Origin of the sequence: Lysobacter sp. MMG2, assembly GCF_016735495.2 — a bacterium.
In the GTDB taxonomy this organism is placed as follows: domain Bacteria; phylum Pseudomonadota; class Gammaproteobacteria; order Xanthomonadales; family Xanthomonadaceae; genus Lysobacter_J.
In genome coordinates, this window is record NZ_JAERQY020000004.1 from 297,107 (window position 1) to 313,975 (window position 16,869).

Below are 16,869 nucleotides of genomic sequence, written 5' to 3' on the forward strand. Positions count from 1 at the left end.
GGCGCGCTTCGCTCAACGCTTGCGTTCGCGCCTGAGCCACGCGCGGATCACCAGCCCGATCAGCGAGGCGAACACCAGCCACGACACGACGTCGAACACACCGTCGCCCACGAGCGCGCTGACGAGGCCGACGACGCTGGCAAGCGCGATCCAAGCCGGAACGATGAAGGGATTGCGCGGTGTGGCGGCGGAGCGGTTCACGACGCGGCTCCGGCGTTGCGGGCGTGTGCGAGGCCGTTCTCCGGCAGGCCGCTGCGTTCGATCTCGGCGATGCGCGTGTCGGTGCTGCCGCGCTTGAACCACAGGTACAGGCCGCTCACCAGGACCGCGATCGTCAGCAGGTCGAGCAGCGCCCACAGGAACTTCAGCGGCAGACCGCCGTAGTCGCCGAAATGCAGCGGCTGCGACAGCAGCAGCGTGGTCATGTAGCCGGGCAGTTGCGGCCGTGCGGTGAGTTCACCGGTTTCGGCGTCGATCAGCACCGGGCGGTACAGGCGCTCGGTCAACGGCGTGTCGCCGTGCATGAAGACGCCGTAATGATGGTCGCCGCTGTAGCCGGTACCGGGGAAGCTCACGAACGCCGGCGTCATGCCCGGCTCCGCCGCGCGCGCGGTGGCGATGGCGGCGTCGAGCGAGGCCAGGCGTTCGGGACGCGGGCGGCCTTCGTATCGCCGGGCGAACTCGCCCAGTTGCTCGGACTGCCAGGCCTGTTCCAGTGGTTGTGCCAGCGTGTTGATCGCGCCGGTGATGCCGACGACGAAGGCCCAGCCCAGCGTCACGATGCCGAGCACGTTGTGCAGGTCCAGCCACGCAAGCCGCCGGCTGCGTCCCGTTCGCAGCGTGCCGAAGGAGAGCTTGCGCATGAACGGCCCGTAGAGCACGAGGCCGGACACGATCGCCACCGCGAACAGCAGCGCCATCGCGCCGAGGAACAGCATGCCCGGCAGGCCAACGAACACGTCGGTGTGCAGCCGGTAGAGGAAATACATCACGCCTTCGTTGAACTGCGCGACCGGCAGCACCTCGCCCGTGTACTGGTGCATGACGGCGGTGTGCATCTCCGGCGGCGGTGTGTCGGGACGCGCACCGGTGTTCACGTAGACGCTGGGCGAGTGGTCGTCCCAACCGAAGAACAACGGCACGTCGCCCGGGTATTGGGCGAGCGCCTTCGTCACGAGGTCATCGACGTTGGCCGCTTGCATGCCGGGCGGCGCCGGAGCCACCTCGGCCTCCGCGCCGGTGAGGTGGGAGATCTCTTCCCAGAACACCAGCGGAAGGCCGGTCACGCACAGCAGCAGGAGGAACAGCGTGCACACCAGGCTGGTCCACTTGTGGACCAGGAACCAGGCCTTGAGTGTGCTTCGCTGCATGGCGTCCTCAGAAGCGGTAGGTGACGGTGCCCACGACGGTGCGCGTGTTGCCGCTGAAGCAGTCGCCGAAGTTGCGGCAAGGCGCGAAGTATTCCTTGTCGAACAGGTTGGTCACGTTGAGCGAGAAGATCCACGACGGCATCTGCAGTTCCAGCAGTGCGTCGACTAGGGTGTAGTCCGGCGTGCGCACCGTGCTGGCGGCGCCGGTAGAGACGGTGCCGCCGACATAGCGGCCGCCCAGGCCCGCGCGCAGCAGCGTGTCGTCGCCGAGCTGGAAGCCCTTTGCCAGCCACAGCGATGCCAGATCCTGCGGCGTGTCGTTGAGGCGCTGGCCGACTTCCGGCGCGAAGTTGCTCTTGGTCACTTCGGCTTCGTTGTGGCTGTAGCTGGCGGTGACGGTGAAGTCGTTGTCGAAGACGTACGCGCCTTCGAACTCGATGCCCTTGGACTCGATCTCGCCGGTCTGCACGACGTTGAGCACGTTGTCCGGATCGTTGGTCTGGCGGTTGGTCTCGGTGATCCTGTACAGCGCCGCGGTGAACATGGCGTTGCGGGTGGGCTGCCACTTCACGCCGGTTTCGACCTGGTGGCCGCGCATCGGATCGAACGAATTGCCGAACAGGTCCTGGCCCGGCACCGGCAGGAACGACTCGGTGTAGGTCACGTAGGGCGAGACGTTCGCGCCGACATCGCCGATCAGGCCGACGCGGTAGGTCGTGGCGTTGTCGGTCTGATCCGGCAGGCCCTGCGTTTCGGACACGGCGCGGTCGCGACGCGCGCCCAGCACCAGCGAGACACGGTCGGCGTAGCGGATCTGGTCCTGCACGTACACGCCGGTCTGCGTGGTGCGCTGGTCGGGAAGTTGCGTGTATTCCGGCACCGTCACGCCGGTGGAGACCGGGTTGTAGATGTCGATGGGCGTAGCGAGGCCTGAGAACGTCGACGACTCCTCGCGGAAATCGGTGTAATCCACGCCCGCCAGCAGCACGTGCCGGAACGCGCCGGTGGCGAAGTCGAACTGCAGCGAGTTGTCGGCGGTGAGGATGCGGTCGTGCGGCTTCACGCCGTAGCTCAGGCGGTTCAGCACGCGGCCGTCTTCGTCGATGAAGGGGTTTTCCGGATTGCTGTAGGTGTCCGGGAACAGCTCGCGGAAGTCGGTCTTGGAATCGATGTAGCGCAGGTTCGAGCGCCAGGTCACGACATCGTTGAAGGCATGGTCGAACAGCACCGTCGCGCTGGCCACGCGTGCATCGAGCTTGTCGAAGTCCGCTGCGCCTGCCATCCATGTCGATGCCCAGGCTCAACCAAAAGTCCGAGCACGCCTACACCTCGCCAGCACGCCTAATGCTCCACGTTGTCACCGCCAAGCGGATGGTGAAGGTGATATGGAACGGCAGCCGTAGGTGGAATGCGCTCGGCGGCATCACGACGGTTCTGGACAACGGCGATCTACTTATCGGCGGCGTGTTCTCGATCAAGCGCGTAAGAGCCGGATCTGGAAAAACATCCGCACCCGCTCAATGACCGCTCTGGGTCGAAAGCGGACATTAGCAGCCCGGCCGTGGGCCGTCCCGGCCGAACGTCCGCTATCGGCCAGAGGCGGACATGGTCACCACGGGTCGAGGTTCAGCCGATGACGAAGTTGCTGCGGTTCTGCTCAACGAACTCGTCAAGCGCTGTGAGCGGAACCCGCCAGCGCCGAACAGCATCCAGGTCAACTTTGTAGCCTTCGACGTTGGTCCACTCCTCGTGCTTGTACATCAGCTCGCCGTAGGGCTTTGCCAGCGTCTCTTCTTCCGACAGGGTGACTGCGGAAACCTGCTTTCCGGTCGCTTTGGTGATCTTCGCCGCGACCTCGGGCAACGTGGCGGTTTCGGCTGCGAGGTCAACCTCATGGCCGTGAAAGCGCTCCGGATCGGCGAAGGCGGCCGCGGCGAACGCGCCGATGTCCCTCGCTGCGATCCAGTCGATGCCCGTGTCGGCTGCAATCGCCGTCTCGAACTGACCGCGTTCTCGGAGCGAGGGCCACATGGTCTCGACCATCGGCGGCACCAGGTTCTCCATGATCATCGCCGTCTTCAAGACGACCCAGTGGCGGAAGCCCTGCGCCTTGACCATATCGATCACAGCTGCCTTGTTGTTCCAGTAGAGCGGCTCCCAGCGCCCCTCGTCCCAGCCGACGAAGTTCGTCTGGTCGCCTGCGCGGGCAACGGAGGTGTGGACGATCGTATCGACACCCGCCCGGCCAGCGGCCTCGATCAGCGCTTTGCCAGTCACAACCTCGGTGTCAGGGTCTGCGGGCTGCGATCCCATCTGCATTGAGAACACGCCGTCCACCCCGGCCAACGCCGCATCGAGGCTCGCCGGATCATTGAAGTCGCCTCGGACGACCTCCACGCCCCGCGCTGCGAGCGCCTGCGCCGCCGCCGAGGAGGTGTCGCGGGTCATGGCACGGACGGGACGTCCGACCTCGAGCAAGGCGCGAACGACGGCACCGCCCTGCTTGCCGGTGGCGCCGGTCACCAGGATCGGGCGATTGATGGGGTTTGACATGGTGAGCCTCTCGAAGGTGCAGGCGCGGTGCGCCGCGGTCCACCCATGATCGGGGCCTCTATTACGAAACGAAAGAGTTTCGGTAATCCTCCGTTTCGTAACTTAGGGCACTATAGCTGGTATGACCGAACAAGCTGAACGACTCCAGCGCCGCCTGCCCCCGTCCGAGCGAGGGCGAACGCAGGACCGAAGCCGCGACGACCTCATCGTGGGCGCCGCGCTCGCGCTCCTCGCCGAGAAGGGGTATGGCGATCTAACGATGACCGATGTGGCGACCCGCGCCGGTGTGTCGAAAGCAACGCTGTATAGGCGTTGGACGAACAAGGCGGATCTGGTGGCCGACGCCGTGGCCACGCTCAATCCCATGAAGCTGCCGCTTTATCCCGGTACGTCGCTACGGGACGACCTGCTCGCGCTGATGGAACAGGCGGGCACATGCGACGGACGGCCTGACATCGTGGTTACGACAATGGAGATGGCACGGTCGCAGCCGGATCTGTACAGAACGCTCGCGAAGAGCTTCGCCACGCTGGTTCGCGCGGAACTCGGCAAGCTCGTCAAGCGGGCCGCGGATGAGGGCGACGCTGCACTGTCGGAACTGGAACTCGATGTCGTGGCGGATACGGCTGTCGCGTTGCTTGCTCATCACGCCGGACCGGTTGGCGAGTCGGTCCCACGCGAACGACTGATCAGCATGGTGGACAACGTGCTGATGGTTCTGATTACAGGTAAGCGCGGCGCTGGATAAGCGATATCACTTCCATGCGGTTGGCCTGAGCTGCGCGAAAGATGACGTCGCCCTTCCTGCTGCTATGTCCGCTTTTGGATCGGAAGCGCACATTGCCATTTGCGCCGCGCTCGGCACCCTCGGCCGCAGTTGGCATCAGATCGGAAGCGAAATGAGCTTCACGACTTCAGCAAGGCGCTGGATGTCGGTGGTTGTTCCGTAGCGCCCGGTGCTCATGCTCTCGTTCTCGTGCCCGAGGATGTCTGCGATCTGGTACTCCGGGACGCTGAGCGCCTTCAGGCGGGCGGGAATCGTATGGCGGAAGCTGTGCGCAGCTGTCTTTTTCGGATCTGTGATGCCGGCGCGGCGCAGATGACGGGCCAGCAGCTTCTGAAGCTTGTCTACGGCGCTGCGGGTCGGGTCTGCCGGCGTGCGCATGTCCGCGGGCCACAGAAATCCGGGAGGCAGCTGGGAAATGTGCTCGAGTAGCCCAAGCTCTACAAGACGAGGATGAACCGGGACGAGGCGCGGACTCGACTCGTTCTTCAAGCGTCTGCCCTCAGCCTCGTTGATATCGAAGACCCAGAGGCCGCTCTCCTGACGAATATCTTGCTTGCGCAGCTGCGCTGCTTCGCCGAGGCGGCAGCCGCTGAAGGCGAGGATGTAGGGAATCCAGTACAGGAACGGACGCTTCTCGCGCTCCAGCTTCAGCATCGCGAAGTAGGCAGAGAGGTCGGCATCATCGAATGGCTTCCGATCTTCCGAGGCGCGGCCGCGCTTCACATCCTTCAAGACCGTGGCCGGGCTGGAGCGAACGTGGTCGTGTAGTTCGACCCATGCGAAAAAGCTTCGGATCGCTTGGTAGTAGGCGTTTACGCTGTTCGCCGCGAGGCGAGGGATGTCGGAGGCATCGCCCGCTTCGGCGACAGCCTGCGAAGGTGTCATTCCAGGGAAGCGCTTCGTCAGGTTGGCGGGTAGCTTGATCAAGGTAAGGCCCAACCGTCGCATGTCGTCCTTTGTGACAGCCGCAACTTCCGGGTCACCGAGTAGGTCGGCCAGAACCGCGAGATAGCCCCGATACTGGTGTTCCGTGCGAGGCGACCAGCTCTTGATTGCCACGCGTTCGTCGCCGTAGAGCTTCGCGAGCTCGGAGACCTTGGGCGAATGCTTGAGCGTCGAAGGGACGCTTGACGGGCGCTCGGAGATCACGACGGGCTGACGTAAGGGCTCGCCGGACAATGCAACCAGTTCGGCTTTGATGGCGTCGAGCTTTGCCTCCATCAGGCGCCTGGCGAGCCGACGCAACACCTCGTCCTCCGCCTTCGGAAGCATGGAGCGTGCCCACGGAAGGCCGAGGTGGTAGTCGACGTTAGCCAAGCCTGCGGTCAGCGCCTCGGCCTCTTCAGCGAGGTCCCAGCGGTGAACGTCCAAGCCCGTCTCGGACCAGTCCATCGAGAGTCTCTCCTCGATCTCGTCGAACGAGGCCGAAAGGAAGCGGTCACGAAGAAGGTCGAGCTGTTCCCTTGTCATTCCGGCTCCCCGCCGATGGATCTTGTTTAGGTACATCCCCACGTGCGTTTCCCACAGCACGAGGCGACGGAGCGCCTCGCGGCGGTCACCTGTGCGCAAGCTGCGGGTGATCTCGACCCGGCCCATCAGGGGCTGCAGGTCGGTGGGGATGATGATCCGTGAGGTGTATCGACTGCCACGTCGCTGTAGCACTTTCTGTAGCACTAGCGCGGGCGCTGGGAGGCTTCGGAAACGCTGACTGGCACGCCCCGTAGGGCTTCTCCGCAAGACTGGTGGCTATGGGTGGACTCGAACCACCGACCCCAGCATTATGAGTGCTGTGCTCTAACCGGCTGAGCTACATAGCCCCGCGGAGAACCGCGAATTATTCATGCCGAAGGGGTTGTCGTCAATCGCCTCGCGCCGGGTTGTCGTTGCGGGCGAGGGCGTGGCAGAGTCGGGGGCAGTGAATTCAGGAGTCCGCATCGTGATCGATCCGGACGGCTACCGACCCAATGTCGGCATCGTCCTGATGCACCCGGACGGACGCGTGTTCTGGGCGCGCCGCGTGCATCGGGATGGCTGGCAGTTCCCGCAGGGCGGGATGAACAGCGACGAGACGCCGCTGGAGGCCATGTATCGCGAGCTTCGCGAGGAAACCGGCCTGCTGCCCGAGCATGTCGAGGTCCTCGGCGCGACCCCGGGCTGGCTGCGATACCGCCTGCCGCAGCGGGCGATCCGCCGGAATGACCGGCTGGTGTGCATCGGGCAGAAGCAGGTCTGGTTCTTGTTGCGCCTGACCGGCCAGGAGTCCGACCTGCGCCTGGACCTCACCGACAAACCTGAATTCGACCACTGGCGGTGGGTGGACTTCTGGTACCCGGTGGAACACGTCGTGATCTTCAAACGGGGCGTCTACGATCGGGCGCTGCGCCATCTGGCGCCGGCCGCGCGGCAGGTGGCGGGGGTGCAGGCGGTGCCGACGCCCGGTCCGGAGTTCCGCGGCCAGGACCGTTCAGGCCGCATCCGGCGGCCGCGCTGGCGCGATGCCAAGCCGGTGCGCGGTCAGGATCCGGTTAATTGACAATCATTCTCATTCATGGCGAAATGGCCCTGCAGCCGATCCGGCTGCTTTGTCCGATACCGCCGCCGTGTACGTCTGCATCTGCAATGGGGTCACCGATCACGACATCCGCGCCGCCGCCGACGCGGGCTGCCGCAGCGTGACCGAACTGACCATGCGCACCGGCGCTGGCGCCAATTGCGGCAGCTGCCTCGACATGGCCTCCTCGCTGCTCGACGCCCATCACGCCGTGCGCGAGCTGCCCTTCGCGGTGCTGCAGGAAGCCGCCTGAGCTTCTTTCCCAATCGAGACTGATTCTCGGACGCGGGCGCACCCGATTCGCGTTCCGTCATCGTCCGCCTGAACGGGCTAGAGTGCCGCCATCCCACGTTTACGGAGGCCGGCCATGAAGGGCGACGCCAAGGTCATCGAATTCCTCAACAAGGCGCTCTACAACGAGCTGACCGCCATCAACCAGTACTTCCTGCACGCCAAGATGCTGAAGAACTGGGGCCTGAAGGAACTCGCCGAGCACGAGTACAAGGAATCCATCGACGAGATGAAGCACGCCGACAAGCTGTCGGAGCGCATCCTCTTCCTCGAAGGCCTTCCGAACTTCCAGGCGCTGGGCAAGCTGCGCATCGGCGAGAATCCGCGCGAGTTGCTCGCCTGCGATCTCGCTCTGGAGCTTGAAGGCCTGCCGGTGCTGCGCGAGGCCATCAAGTACTGCGAATCGGTGAACGACTACGTCAGTCGCAAGCTGTTCGCCGACATCCTGGATTCCGAGGAAGAACACATCGACTGGATCGAGACCCAGCTGTCGCTGATCGAGCGCCTGGGCGAGCAGAACTACCTGCTGACCAAGATCGAGGAGTAAGCACGCCCGCGGCTTCATTCCCGCGCGTGCGATGAAGTAGAACGCCGCCGTTTCCGGCGGCGTTTTCGTGTCGGTGCAATGCTCGTTTCAGACCGGTCCGGGCCGTGGCGCGCGCCGGAACAGCATCCGCCAGACCCACCACAGCAGCAGCGCCAGTGTCACGCTGATCAGCACGACGATGGACAGCGCGATCCACGGATGCGCGAACACCAGCGCCAGCCCGCCGACGGTGGCGACGTCCTCGGTGATGGATGCCGTCCAGTTGCTCACCGGCTCGGGTGAGGTGTTGAGCAACGCCCGCGAGCCGGACTTGAGCACATGGCTGGTCAGCGCCACGCCCGCGCCGGCCGCCAATGCGCCCGCGCCGAGGTGCCCGTCGGGCGACAACGTGGCCGCGGCCAGGAAGGCGCCGGCCGGAATGCGAAGCAGCGTGTGCAGCAGATCCCAGCCGGAGTCCACGCCCGGGATCTTGTCGGCGAAAAATTCGCCGGCGGCGAGGACGCCCGAAACACCCAAGACCCACGGCGACGCCGTAACCTGCAGCGCCTGCGGCAGGTCCAGCCAGCCGAAGTAGCCCGCCAGGCCCACGCCGAACACGGTCAGGTACACCCGGATGCCCGCCAACCAGGCCAGGACTACCCCAATTGCGAACAGGTGCGCATCCGACATGTCGCTCCCTCGCTAGACTGTCCATCGAAGTATAGGGGCTGGGGAAACCGGCGACCGCATCGCCGGAAACAAGCGTATGAACAAGCCGCCGCGCAGGGCGCCGCCACCGCGCTTCACGATCGTCCAGCAGCGTCCGGACCGCCGGCCGCTGATCATCGCCGTGCTCGCGGTGGTCTGGATCGCCTCGCTGGTGGGCGTGTGGATCGGCGCCGAGCGCCATGCCGCGCCCAGGCTTCCGGCGGTCACCGCCGAGCTCGACGCGGCCAACGACGAACTCCACCGCTGGCGCGCCCAGGCCGAACAGCTGGCACAGCGCGAGGCCACGCTCGCCCGCTCCGACCAGATCAGCCGCGCCGCCAACAAGGAAGTGCAGGGCGAACTGGCGGAAAGGGAGGAGGAGATCTCCGACCTGCGCGCCAACCTCGCCTTCTACGAGCGCCTGGTCGGCGCGACCGGACAGCCCAAGGGGCTGAGCGTGCACTCGGCACGTTTCGACGCCGAAACCGGCGGCACCTGGCGGTACCAGATCGTGCTGACCCAGAGCCTCAACAAGGGCGCCATCAGCCGCGGCCGCCTGCGCTTCACCGTGGAAGGCGTGCGCAACGGCAAGCTCGCCATCGTGAGCTGGGACGAGCTGCACCAGCGCGCAGGCGTCCCGGCACAGGATTATTCCTTCCGCTACTTCCAGCAGCTGGGCGGCAGCGTCATGCTGCCGGCCGGCTTCACTCCGCAGCGCGTCCGCGTCTCGCTGGACGGCGGCGACGTCGCCATCGAGCAGACGCTGGGCTGGCAAAGCGGCACCGCCACTTAATCGTTGAAATCCCATCCGCCGGAATGCCCGGCGGCGCAACCGGAAGTACCCCGATGTTCAAGAGCAAACCCGCCCAGATCGACGGCCAGGTCGACACCCTCATCGGCGCGCAGGTCGTCATCCACGGCGACCTGGTCTTCAGCGGCGGCCTGTACGTGGAAGGACGCATCGTCGGCAAGGTCATCGCCGAGGAAGGGCAGCGCGCGACCCTCACCCTGGCCGAGCAGGGCAGCATCGAAGGCGAGGTGCGCGCGCCGGTGGTCATCCTCAACGGACGCCTCGACGGCAATGTCTACGCCAGCGAGCGCGTGGAACTGGCCGCCAAGGCCCGGGTGCAGGGCAACGTGCATTACCAGGTGGTCGAGATGCTGGCCGGTTCGGTCCTCACGGGCCGCCTGATCCACGCCGGCGCCCACGAGGCCCACTCTCTGTCTGAAGCGCATCTGGACGCGGCCGCCGCTCTGCGCTGACCGTTCCCCCCGCACGCGGTAGGCTGGGCGCCGGCTTCCCACGGCGACCGGCATGACCCCGAGCGACCCCGAGCAGTCCGCGCCCATCCCGGCGTCCATGGGAGAGGCCCCCGGCCACCCGGTCGAGGCCGTCGCCGCACCGTCGTCGGTGCGCGACGGGCTGATCGGACGGCGTGGGCCGCTGATGCTCGCTCTGGTCGCGGTGTCGATGCTGTTCGGCCTGTGGGGCGCGTGGCGCGTGTTCGCGCCGGCCCCGGACAGCCCCGCTGCGAAGCTGGAAGACAGCCAGCGCGAAAGCCGCGGCCAGCAGCGCCAGATCGAACAGCTGCAGCAGCGCGTGGCAACGCTCAGTCGCTCCGACCAGATCAGCCGCGACGCCAACCGCGACCTGCAAAGCACCTTGGCCGAACGCGACGAGGAAGTCGCCGGCCTGCGCGCCGACGTCGCCTTTTACGAACGCCTGGTCGGCAGCACCGCGCAGCGCCGCGGCCTGGCCGTGCACTCGCTGCGCCTGCAGCCGCAGAACGACACCGCCTGGCACTTCACCGGCACGCTGACCCAGAACCTCAACCGCGGCGCCGTCAGCTCCGGCCAGCTCACGCTGTCGATCGAAGGCACCCGCGCCGGCAAGCTGGAAAAGCTCTCCTGGCCGCTCCTGCGCCAGCAGCCCAACGCCCCGGGCGTCGCGTACTCGTTCAAGTATTTCCAGCAGGTCGAAGGCGACGTCTTCCTGCCGCCGGACTTCTCCCCGGTGCGCGTGGCCGTGCGGCTGGTGCCGCGCTCGGGCGCGGCGATCGAGCAATCCTTCACCTGGGCCGACGCCACGCGCGACGTCGCGCCCGCCACCGCGTCCCCCTGAGCAGCCCCTCGCGGCGTCCGCAGGACGCAGCAACCCGTCGCGCGGCTTGAACAACGCGCCCGCGCGCCCCATCCTTTTTGGCATGGAACTGCCCACTATCGACGCCGCGCCGGACTACCAGTCCCTCGACCGCCCCCTGCAGTTCTCCGTCGCCGCCGCCCACAAGGTGCGCGAGCTGATCGCGGAGGAGGGCAACGACGCCCTCAAGTTGCGGGTCTACATCCAGGGCGGCGGCTGCTCCGGCTTCCAGTACGGCTTCGAGTTCGACGAACAGCAGGGCGAGGACGACCTGTCCATCCAGACCGACGGCGTCACCCTGCTGGTCGACCCGCTGAGCCTGCAGTACCTGATGGGCGCGGAAGTCGACTACACCGAAAGCCTGCACGGCGCGCAGTTCGTGATCCGCAATCCGAACGCGAAGACCACCTGCGGCTGCGGCTCGTCCTTCGCGGTGTGAGCGACACCCCGGCACCCTTCGCCTTCGTCGAGGCCGGCGCGGACGCCGCTTGCCGCGGTGCACTCGACCGTGCCGATCGCCTGCGCGACGACCCGGACGCGATCAAGGCGCTGTGGCCCCGCGCCCGCGTCGTCCTGCTCGACGACAAGGGCAACGCCTACGCCGACGAAGACGGCAACCTGCGCGCGCCGTTGGGCGATGAAATCAGCGAAGGCCCGGGCGGCGTGGGCGCTGCGGTGTTCCTCGGCCTGGATGCGCAAGGCGGCGGCTGGTTCGCGCTCGAAGGCGCGCTGACGGCGTTCGATGCGCCGAACCGTGTCGACCTGCGTCGCGCCGCCGTACTGTGGCCCGCGTTCGACGCCAGCGTGTTCGCACAGGCGCGCGCGCTGCAGCATTGGCGCAGCCGCCATCGCTTCTGCGGCGTGTGCGGCGGCGAAGTCGCGCTGTCGCGTGCGGGCTGGCAGGGCAAGTGCACCAAGTGCGGCACCGAACATTACCCGCGCACCGATCCGGCCGTGATCGTCGCCGTCAGCGACGGCACCCGCCTGCTGCTGGGCCGCCAGGCCATGTGGCCGGCGCGTCGCTATTCGGTGATCGCCGGCTTCGTGGAACCGGGCGAATCGCTGGAGCAGACCGTTGCGCGCGAAGTGCTCGAGGAAGCCGGCGTGCGCGTGCGTCGATGCCGTTACCAGGCCTCGCAGCCGTGGCCGTTCCCCGGTTCGCTGATGATCGGCTTCGCTGCAGAAGCCGACGCCGATGACCCGCAAGTCGGCGACGAACTGGAAGACGCGCGCTGGTTCACTGCCGAGGAAGTGCGTCGTGCGCGCACGCGTGGAGAGTGGGGCAGCACGCAGGATGACGGCGAAGGCCCGGTGCTGTCGCCGAGCATTTCGATCTCGCGCTGGCTGATCGAACAGTGGCTGGCGGAGCAGACGTCGGAGCGGCCGGGCGGCTAAGCGCGGCCGCGCGATGACGTGCGCATCGAGGTGTGCATCGAGGTGTGCATCGAGGTGTGCATCGAGGTGTGCATCGAGGTGTGCATCGAGGTGTGCATCGAGGTGTGCATCGAGGTGCGCGGACGCACGCCACCCCATCCGTCCTCCCGGCAAAGGCCGGGGCCCAGCCCCGCAACGTACGCACGGGGCCCCGCAACGCACGGGCACTCCTCTCCGGCAAGCCATCCCACCGTCATTCCCGCCTTCGCGGGAATGACGGTGAAGTGGCTCACCCTGGACAGAGTGCCCGAACGCAGCGGACCCGGTCCCGACCTTCCCCATGATGAGGTGGGTCGAGCCGCCGCTGTTGCCCTATCACCCGCCGCATGACGCCGCCATCGCCGCGTTTCACGCACGGCACGCCCGCGCCAACACCCCACACCCGCGCAGCACCGCCACGTGACCCCGTGCCGCCGCCAGCGAGACCCACCCGACACAACCTCCCACCAACGCCTTCACGCCGTCACCGCCAAGCTAGAATCGGCCCAGCCCCTCGCGAGCCGGAGCCGATCGCGCAATGTCCGCCACTCTGATCGCCGTCGTTGTCGCGCTGGTGCTGGGGCACATGGCCCCGACGCTGGCGTCGTCGGTGCGCCACTTCGGCTGGTACCGCGACTGGCTGCGCTGGCTGGATTCGCGCTTTCCCGAAGGCAGCTTCTGGCGCGGCCGCTGGGGCCTCGCCATCGCGCTCGTGCCGCCGCTGCTGCTGGTCTCGCTGTTCCAGCTGGCCCTGCACGATGCGCTGTTCGGACTCGCAAGCCTGATCTTCGGCGTGGCCGTGCTTTTCTACGCATGGGGCCCGCGCGATCTGGACCTCGACGTGGAGGCCGTCGCCAACGCACCCGATCCCGTTGCCCGTCGCGCCGCCGCGCAACGCCTGTGGCCCGAAGGCGGCATGCCGGCCGTGCTCGACGGCGGCAGCCTGGTGGAAGCCGTGTTCCGCAATGCACAGCACCGCTGGTTCGGCGTGCTGTTCTGGTTCCTCCTGCTCGGCCCCGCGGGCGCGCTGCTGTACCGCCTCGTCGCGCAGTCGGCGGAAGGCGAAGCATCCACGGCATTGCCGGGCGAGACGAACGAAGGCGCACGCTACTTCTTCGCCATCCTCGATTGGCCCGTCGCCCAGCTGATGACGCTGGCGCTCGCGCTGGTGGGCAACTTCGACACCGTGCTGGGTGCATGGCGCGATGCCGGCGGCGCGTCGTTCGATGTGCGCCGTCCGTTCCTCGGCGCCGTGGCGCGCGCCAGCGTGACCTGCGAACTGGCCGACGAGGCCGCCGACTACGCCGACGACAACCTCGGCGCCGATGCCGGCGAAGCCGGCCTGGCGCCGCCGCCGATTCCCGCGCCCGTGCTGACCGGCGAAGTACCGGAACTGCGCGACGCCATGAGCCTGGTCTGGCGCAGCCTGCTGGTGTGGCTGGCGGTGCTGGCATTGTTCGTCATCGCCGGCTGGGTGGCCTGACGGCGGAACGCCGCCCTGCGTAGCCCGGGTAAGCGAAGCGCACCCGGGGAACCGATCGCCACTGCCACCCGGGTGCACTTCGCTTACCCGAGCTACGCGAATGTCAGCCCGGCGCCATCCACGCGAACGGCGCATAAGGCAGATTGCGCAGCACGCCGAACACCACCAGCGCCGCGATCCACCACCGCCCGTCATGCGCGCGCCGGCTCAACCACGCCGGCATCAGCGGCCGCGAAACCCACCACTGCGCCAGCATCATCGCCAGCAACGGCAGCGCGATCATCGCCAGCGGATTCATCGCCCATGCGCGCGCGATGTCGCCATGCACCAACGCATGCAACGCACGCGTGAGCCCGCAGCCGGGGCAGTGCAGCCCCGTGATGGCATGGAACGCGCACGGCCACAAACCGCCCGCGTTCGGATCCAGCGCCCGCAGCACCGCCACACCGCCCAACGCCGACACCGCCGTGGCCGCGGCCACGACGGTGCGCGGGGTCAGCAAGCGCGATGCGAAGGCGGGCGCGACGCTCACGACTGCACGCGCTGCGCCTGTTCCAGTTCCTGCAGCATCTGCTGGTACTGCGACATGCCGCCGGACGTGAAGAAGTAGATCGTCCAGCACAGGCCGAGGATGGTCAGGCCCGTGGTGATCCAGCACCACAGCTTGGCGCGGCCCGAGGCCACCCATGCGCCGGCCTCATCGCCCGCGGCCAGCTTGCTGTTGACCTGCGCCGCGAACACGATCGCGACGATGCCCGGAATGGTGCCGATGATGCAGCAGAACAGAACGGAGGCGATCGTGATGAGGATCGCCCAGATCAGGTAGTTCGGAACACGCGGCGCCAACGAAGGCGACGGCGGGACGGGTGGCGGCACGTTCATGGCGGTCCTTCGGAGTGTGCCGCCGGAACAGCGGCACGGTCGATCCTAGCAGCGCGCCATGCAGGCCGTCATCGCAGGATCAGGGGGCGTCCCCGCGCAATTGCCTCACCCGGGTTTCCAGCATCGCAGCGTCCACACCCGCGCCATCGACGGGCGCATCGGCCACCACCTCCACCGGCGCGCGGAAGCGACGCGGCACGCGCATGCGGCCCATGCGGTCGTCGCGCCGGCTCCACATGCTCGTCCACATGTTGCGCAACGCCATCGGCACCACCGGCACCGGATGGCCGTTCGCTCTCGCGCGCTGCAGAACGTGCTCCACGCCCGACTTGAACGGCGCGATCTCCCCGTCCTTCGTCAACGCACCTTCCGGGAAGATGCCGACCAGCTCGCCCTCGGCCAGCGCCGCGTCGATCTGCTCGAATGCACGACGCATCAGCTCCGGATCCTCCTTCGCCCCCGCGATGGGAATCGCACCCGCGGTGCGGAAGATCCAGCTCATCACCGGGATGTTGAAGATCTTGTAGTACATGACGAAGCGCACCGGCCGCGGAATGCTCGCCGCCAGGATCAACGCGTCCATGTAGCTCACGTGGTTGCACACGATCAGCGCCGCGCCCTCATCGGGCACGTGCTTCTCGATGCCGTGCAGGCGCAGCCGGTACAGCGTGCGCACCAGCACCCAGCTCAGGAACCGCATCATGAACTCGGGCACCAGCGTGAAGATGTAGATCGCCACGATCACGTTGGCGATGGCCAGCGCCAGGAACACCTGCGGAATCGACCACCCCAGAAAGCGCTGCACCACGATGCCCAGCACCGCCGCCAGCACGATGAAGCCGGCGTTCTGGATGTTCATCCCCGCGATCACGCGCGAGATCTCGTTGCGCGGCGTGCGGCTCTGGATCAGCGCGAACAGCGGCACCACGAAAAAGCCCGCGAACAGGCCGATGCCGGTGAGGTCCAGCGCGATGCGCCAGCAGCCCGGCTGCTGCAGGAACGTCGCCACCGACAGGTTCGTCGCCGTCGCCGCACCGCTGCGCGCGAAGTACAGGTCGATCATGAAGGCGCTCATGCCGAACGCACCCAGCGGCACCAGGCCGATCTCCACCGTTCGCGCCGAGAGCTTCTCGCACAGCATCGAGCCCACGCCCGTGCCGATGGAGAACAGCGCCAGCGCGAAGATGTACAGCGTGTTGCTGCCGCCCAGGTTCACCTGCGCGTAGGTGGGCAGCTGCGAGGTCAGCACCGTGCCGATGAACCAGAACCACGACACGCCCAGCACCGAATTGCGCACCGCCACCTGCCGCTTCGCCAGGCGCAACACGGCGAGCGATTCGGGAATCGGATTCCAGTTGATCTTCAGCTCCGGCGCGCCCGCATCGGCGCGCGGAATGAAGCGGCTGATGAGGTTGCCCGTCACCGCCAGCGCGATGATCGCCGTGGCCGCCACCACCGGCCCGTGCGCGCCGGCGACCACGAAGATGAGCCCGCCGAAGATCATGCCCACCAGGATCGAGATGGACGTGCCCATCTCCACCAGCCCGTTGCCGCCGGTGAGTTCCTCCGGCTTGAGCACTGAGGGCAGGATCGAATACTTCACCGGCCCGAACAGCGTGGACTGCACCCCCGTGCAGAACAGCGCCACCAGCAGCACCACCATGCTCTGCGTGACGAAGCCGATCGCCGCCAGCGACATGATCACGATTTCCATCGTGGTGGTGATGCGGATGAGCTTGGACTTCTCCAGCTTCTCCGCGATCTGCCCCGCCGTGGCCGAGAACAGGAAGTACGGCAGGATGAACAACGCCGGCGCGAGGTTGGTGTAGAGCGTGCGCTCCTCCGCGGTGACGCCCAGCCAGAACAGCAGGCCGATGATCGCCTGCCGATACACGTTGTCGTTGAACGCCCCCAGGCACTGGGTCACGAAGAACGGCAGGAAGCGGCGCTGCTTGAGCAGGTCGAACTGACTGTGTGCCATGCACTCACGGGGGTCTGACTGACTCGCGGGAGACTAGCAAAAGCCGGTGGCGTTGAACCCCTCCCGTCATCCCGACCTTCCACCGTCATCCTCACCTTCCACCGTCGTCCTGGCGAAGGCCGGGACCCAGGCCCTCAAGCCCACCGACCCTCTCACCCGTCATTCCAGCGAAAGCTGGAATCCA

20 protein-coding genes, 1 tRNA gene and 1 pseudogene are annotated in these 16,869 nt (G+C 66.9%); 11 read left to right on the top strand and 11 right to left on the bottom strand.

Annotated features, from left to right (window positions below):
* Nucleotides 1-12: 12 nt before the first annotated feature.
* From JI752_RS15970 to JI752_RS15980, 3 genes are read right to left on the bottom strand one after another with little or no spacing between them, the layout of a single operon-like run.
* Complete coding sequence (locus JI752_RS15970; protein ID WP_216965925.1) at nt 13-201, bottom strand: hypothetical protein; 189 nt, start codon at nt 199-201, stop codon at nt 13-15.
* Nucleotides 198-1,370 (bottom strand): PepSY-associated TM helix domain-containing protein, encoded by a 1,173-nt coding sequence (locus tag JI752_RS15975; RefSeq protein ID WP_216965927.1) that lies wholly within the window; start codon nt 1,368-1,370, stop codon nt 198-200. The genes JI752_RS15970 and JI752_RS15975 overlap by 4 nt, the downstream gene beginning before the upstream one ends.
* Nucleotides 1,371-1,377: 7 nt before the next feature.
* Nucleotides 1,378-2,652 (bottom strand): TonB-dependent receptor, encoded by a 1,275-nt coding sequence (locus JI752_RS15980; protein ID WP_254200941.1) that lies wholly within the window; start codon nt 2,650-2,652, stop codon nt 1,378-1,380.
* 2 nt (nt 2,653-2,654) lie between these two features.
* Here JI752_RS15980 and JI752_RS15985 point away from each other — a divergent pair, with 2 nt between their 5' ends.
* A complete protein-coding gene (locus tag JI752_RS15985) occupies nt 2,655-2,894 on the top strand; it encodes a hypothetical protein (RefSeq protein WP_216966163.1) in 240 nt (79 codons plus the stop codon).
* 102 nt (nt 2,895-2,996) lie between these two features.
* Here JI752_RS15985 and JI752_RS15990 read toward each other — a convergent pair whose 3' ends face one another.
* Nucleotides 2,997-3,923: an NmrA/HSCARG family protein gene (locus JI752_RS15990; protein WP_216965929.1), complete on the bottom strand. Its 927-nt coding sequence runs from the start codon at nt 3,921-3,923 to the stop codon at nt 2,997-2,999.
* 121 nt (nt 3,924-4,044) lie between these two features.
* On the opposite strand from JI752_RS15990, the gene JI752_RS15995 reads away from it, so the two are divergent.
* Nucleotides 4,045-4,671 carry a TetR/AcrR family transcriptional regulator gene (locus JI752_RS15995; protein ID WP_216965931.1) on the top strand — a complete coding sequence of 209 codons (627 nt, stop codon included), beginning with the start codon at nt 4,045-4,047 and terminating at the stop codon, nt 4,669-4,671.
* Between the two features lie 135 nt (nt 4,672-4,806).
* Here the strand turns inward: JI752_RS15995 and JI752_RS16000 are convergent, their stop codons facing one another.
* Nucleotides 4,807-6,384, bottom strand: coding sequence for a site-specific integrase (locus JI752_RS16000; RefSeq protein WP_345777368.1), 1,578 nt, complete (start codon nt 6,382-6,384; stop codon nt 4,807-4,809).
* A gap of 66 nt (nt 6,385-6,450) precedes the next feature.
* Nucleotides 6,451-6,527: transfer RNA gene (locus JI752_RS16005), tRNA-Met, on the bottom strand.
* Between the two features lie 119 nt (nt 6,528-6,646).
* Here JI752_RS16005 and JI752_RS16010 point away from each other — a divergent pair.
* From JI752_RS16010 to bfr, 3 genes and pseudogenes are all read left to right on the top strand, one after another.
* Nucleotides 6,647-7,141 (top strand): annotated as a pseudogene (locus JI752_RS16010) (RNA pyrophosphohydrolase); the annotation flags it as partial.
* A gap of 169 nt (nt 7,142-7,310) precedes the next feature.
* Nucleotides 7,311-7,514, top strand: a complete 204-nt coding sequence (locus tag JI752_RS16015; RefSeq protein WP_216966146.1) for a (2Fe-2S)-binding protein — start codon at nt 7,311-7,313, stop codon at nt 7,512-7,514.
* A gap of 114 nt (nt 7,515-7,628) precedes the next feature.
* Nucleotides 7,629-8,099 (top strand): bacterioferritin, encoded by a 471-nt coding sequence (gene bfr, locus JI752_RS16020; RefSeq protein ID WP_216965936.1) that lies wholly within the window; start codon nt 7,629-7,631, stop codon nt 8,097-8,099.
* An 87-nt stretch (nt 8,100-8,186) separates the two neighbouring features.
* On the opposite strand, the gene JI752_RS16025 is transcribed toward bfr, so the two are convergent.
* Nucleotides 8,187-8,768, bottom strand: a complete 582-nt coding sequence (locus tag JI752_RS16025; RefSeq protein ID WP_216965938.1) for a DUF4126 domain-containing protein — start codon at nt 8,766-8,768, stop codon at nt 8,187-8,189.
* Between the two features lie 76 nt (nt 8,769-8,844).
* Here JI752_RS16025 and JI752_RS16030 point away from each other — a divergent pair, with 76 nt between their 5' ends.
* The 5 genes from JI752_RS16030 to nudC all read left to right on the top strand — a co-directional run bounded on the left by JI752_RS16030 (nt 8,845) and on the right by nudC (nt 12,321).
* A complete protein-coding gene (locus tag JI752_RS16030; RefSeq protein WP_254200947.1) occupies nt 8,845-9,579 on the top strand; it encodes a DUF6776 family protein in 735 nt (244 codons plus the stop codon).
* Nucleotides 9,580-9,632: 53 nt separating this feature from the next.
* Nucleotides 9,633-10,049 (top strand): polymer-forming cytoskeletal protein, encoded by a 417-nt coding sequence (locus JI752_RS16035; RefSeq protein ID WP_216965941.1) that lies wholly within the window; start codon nt 9,633-9,635, stop codon nt 10,047-10,049.
* Between the two features lie 52 nt (nt 10,050-10,101).
* Nucleotides 10,102-10,908 (top strand): DUF6776 family protein, encoded by an 807-nt coding sequence (locus JI752_RS16040; RefSeq protein WP_254200950.1) that lies wholly within the window; start codon nt 10,102-10,104, stop codon nt 10,906-10,908.
* 82 nt (nt 10,909-10,990) lie between these two features.
* On the top strand, nt 10,991-11,365 hold the full coding sequence (gene erpA, locus JI752_RS16045) for an iron-sulfur cluster insertion protein ErpA (RefSeq protein ID WP_216965943.1): 375 nt from the start codon (nt 10,991-10,993) through the stop codon (nt 11,363-11,365).
* Nucleotides 11,362-12,321: an NAD(+) diphosphatase gene (nudC, locus tag JI752_RS16050; protein ID WP_216965945.1), complete on the top strand. Its 960-nt coding sequence runs from the start codon at nt 11,362-11,364 to the stop codon at nt 12,319-12,321. Before erpA ends, nudC begins: the two co-directional genes overlap by 4 nt.
* Here nudC and JI752_RS19465 read toward each other — a convergent pair.
* A complete protein-coding gene (locus tag JI752_RS19465; RefSeq protein ID WP_256448154.1) occupies nt 12,318-12,449 on the bottom strand; it encodes a hypothetical protein in 132 nt (43 codons plus the stop codon). The two genes, nudC and JI752_RS19465, sit on opposite strands and share 4 nt — an antisense overlap.
* Nucleotides 12,450-12,877: 428 nt before the next feature.
* On the opposite strand from JI752_RS19465, the gene JI752_RS16055 reads away from it, so the two are divergent.
* Nucleotides 12,878-13,822: a hypothetical protein gene (locus JI752_RS16055; RefSeq protein ID WP_216965947.1), complete on the top strand. Its 945-nt coding sequence runs from the start codon at nt 12,878-12,880 to the stop codon at nt 13,820-13,822.
* Between the two features lie 103 nt (nt 13,823-13,925).
* Here JI752_RS16055 and JI752_RS16060 read toward each other — a convergent pair whose 3' ends face one another.
* The 3 genes from JI752_RS16060 to JI752_RS16070 form a co-directional block, all read right to left on the bottom strand.
* A complete protein-coding gene (locus tag JI752_RS16060) occupies nt 13,926-14,354 on the bottom strand; it encodes a DUF2752 domain-containing protein (protein ID WP_216965949.1) in 429 nt (142 codons plus the stop codon).
* Nucleotides 14,351-14,704, bottom strand: coding sequence for a CD225/dispanin family protein (locus JI752_RS16065; RefSeq protein ID WP_216965951.1), 354 nt, complete (start codon nt 14,702-14,704; stop codon nt 14,351-14,353). Before JI752_RS16065 ends, JI752_RS16060 begins: the two co-directional genes overlap by 4 nt.
* 79 nt (nt 14,705-14,783) lie before the next feature.
* Nucleotides 14,784-16,685 carry an MFS transporter gene (locus JI752_RS16070; protein WP_216965953.1) on the bottom strand — a complete coding sequence of 634 codons (1,902 nt, stop codon included), beginning with the start codon at nt 16,683-16,685 and terminating at the stop codon, nt 14,784-14,786.
* Nucleotides 16,686-16,869 lie beyond the last annotated feature (184 nt).

Bases quoted from the DNA above. Each gene is read 5' to 3' on its own strand.
- JI752_RS16055 (WP_216965947.1), top strand. From the start codon at position 12,878: ATGTCCGCCACTCTGATCGCCGTCGTTGTCGCGCTGGTGCTGGGGCAC.
- JI752_RS15985 (WP_216966163.1), top strand. From the start codon at position 2,655: ATGTCGATGCCCAGGCTCAACCAAAAGTCCGAGCACGCCTACACCTCG.
- JI752_RS15990 (WP_216965929.1), bottom strand. From the start codon at position 3,923: ATGTCAAACCCCATCAATCGCCCGATCCTGGTGACCGGCGCCACCGGC.
- JI752_RS16040 (WP_254200950.1), top strand. From the start codon at position 10,102: ATGACCCCGAGCGACCCCGAGCAGTCCGCGCCCATCCCGGCGTCCATG.
- JI752_RS16070 (WP_216965953.1), bottom strand. From the start codon at position 16,685: ATGGCACACAGTCAGTTCGACCTGCTCAAGCAGCGCCGCTTCCTGCCG.
- JI752_RS16035 (WP_216965941.1), top strand. From the start codon at position 9,633: ATGTTCAAGAGCAAACCCGCCCAGATCGACGGCCAGGTCGACACCCTC.
- JI752_RS16030 (WP_254200947.1), top strand. From the start codon at position 8,845: ATGAACAAGCCGCCGCGCAGGGCGCCGCCACCGCGCTTCACGATCGTC.
- JI752_RS16025 (WP_216965938.1), bottom strand. From the start codon at position 8,768: ATGTCGGATGCGCACCTGTTCGCAATTGGGGTAGTCCTGGCCTGGTTG.
- JI752_RS15980 (WP_254200941.1), bottom strand. From the start codon at position 2,652: ATGGCAGGCGCAGCGGACTTCGACAAGCTCGATGCACGCGTGGCCAGC.
- JI752_RS15995 (WP_216965931.1), top strand. From the start codon at position 4,045: ATGACCGAACAAGCTGAACGACTCCAGCGCCGCCTGCCCCCGTCCGAG.
- erpA (WP_216965943.1), top strand. From the start codon at position 10,991: ATGGAACTGCCCACTATCGACGCCGCGCCGGACTACCAGTCCCTCGAC.
- JI752_RS16065 (WP_216965951.1), bottom strand. From the start codon at position 14,704: ATGAACGTGCCGCCACCCGTCCCGCCGTCGCCTTCGTTGGCGCCGCGT.
- JI752_RS15975 (WP_216965927.1), bottom strand. From the start codon at position 1,370: ATGCAGCGAAGCACACTCAAGGCCTGGTTCCTGGTCCACAAGTGGACC.
- bfr (WP_216965936.1), top strand. From the start codon at position 7,629: ATGAAGGGCGACGCCAAGGTCATCGAATTCCTCAACAAGGCGCTCTAC.